Source organism: Pedococcus sp. NPDC057267 (genome assembly GCF_042668795.1).
Lineage (GTDB): Bacteria > Actinomycetota > Actinomycetes > Actinomycetales > Dermatophilaceae > Pedococcus.
Genome location: NZ_JBHUYG010000192.1, coordinates 1 through 1,336 on the forward strand (window position 1 = coordinate 1; position 1,336 = coordinate 1,336).

The following is a 1,336-nucleotide window of genomic DNA, read 5'->3' on the forward strand; positions in this document are numbered from 1 at the left end:
CTTCCTGGCGGTGGACGAGCGGGGCACGGAGTAGCTGACCCGCAGGCGGAGGGGGCCGGTTCAGGGGGAACCGGCCCCCTCGGGTGGGGGTGCGGGAATGCGTGTCGTGGAGCGCGGCCGTCAGTTGGCCGCGATGGAGACCGACGCCGTCGACGGGCTGCCGCCCAGTGGACCGTCGTAGGCCGAGGAGCAGGACGGCCGGTCCGCCGTGACGTTCGGGACCGCCAGGGGTGAGTTGCACTGGGGGAGGTTCACGGTGAGCGTCGTGTTCGCGAAGCCCGTCTTCCCGGTGATCCGCCACGCGTCGCCGAGCAATCCCACGAGCACGATGCTGCCCGACGGCCGCGCCAGGGTGACGTTGCAGGACGAGGTGCCGAGGGTGACCACTCCGCCGGGCCAGTGCGAGTCGAAGTCGTTGTCCTTGATGCTCGTGATGGACGTCGTCAGCGTCGTCGCCGAGCAGGTGGGCGGCGGCGGGGTGGTCGGGCCGCACACGAGGGCCCCGGAGGCCGAGAAGCCGGTCACGAACTCCCCGGACGGACACGACTGGCCAGCCAGGCCGCTGATGCCGGAGGGACCTTGCGGGCCCTGCGGGCCGGTCGCACCCGTGTCGCCCCTGGGACCGGCAGGTCCGACGGGTCCTACCGGCCCGGCCCGGTGGCGCCGGTCGCACCGGTGTCGCCCTTGGGGCCGACCGGCCCCTGAGGTCCGGCGGGGCCCTGGATGCCCTGCTGGTTCCAGCTGATGGCGACCTCGGACGGTCGGCACCCGTCGCCGCCGACGAGGAGCCGGAGCATCCCCTGGTTCTTCTGGTAGCAGGCGTTGATGACGGAGTCGGCGGTGGCCGAGACCGCCGACGGCTGCGCCGCGACGACCTGGGCGCCGGTGACCAGCAGGACGGTCGAGCCGAGCGCCACCAGGGGTGCTCGCCAGTTGGGTCGTGACATCGTGCTCCCTTTCTGTCCCGGGCCCGTGTGACGGAGCCGGCGACGTTGCCGGATGCGTTCCGATGCCCGCGTTGGACGGTACGGAGGCTTGATCAGCGCGTCCTCGTGCATCTGGGGCGTGACGGAGGGCTTTGGCTTCTGTTACCTTGAGATGGCGTGGGTATGCCGTTGGGTAAGGCGTTCGTCAAGTCGACGTGGGCGGTTTCGCGCGGTGGTAGACGCTCACTCGTCGGTGGGGGCCGCTGGGCCCAGCGTGGTGGTCCCTTGGGCGCCCGTTCCGTCCGCCGATGACGGGAGCCGTCGCGATCGGGGCGCTTCGCGCCGGGGGGCTCCTCCCGATTCCCGCCGTGCCTTCAGTGCAGACGCGAACAACCCCCGAACGAAAAGCG

At 71.6% G+C, this 1,336-nt stretch carries 2 protein-coding genes; both read right to left on the bottom strand.

Features of this window, described 5'->3' with window-relative positions:
- Positions 1-120 precede the first annotated feature (120 nt).
- On the bottom strand, positions 121-525 hold the full coding sequence (locus ACFUC1_RS20595) for a hypothetical protein (protein ID WP_379123186.1): 405 nt from the start codon (positions 523-525) through the stop codon (positions 121-123).
- A gap of 116 nt (positions 526-641) precedes the next feature.
- Positions 642-947, bottom strand: a complete 306-nt coding sequence (locus ACFUC1_RS20600; protein WP_379123188.1) for a hypothetical protein — start codon at positions 945-947, stop codon at positions 642-644.
- Positions 948-1,336 lie beyond the last annotated feature (389 nt).

What these genes read in the sequence shown, in the direction of transcription:
- ACFUC1_RS20600 (WP_379123188.1), bottom strand. Translation starts at nt 947, where the DNA reads ATGTCACGACCCAACTGGCGAGCACCCCTGGTGGCGCTCGGCTCGACC.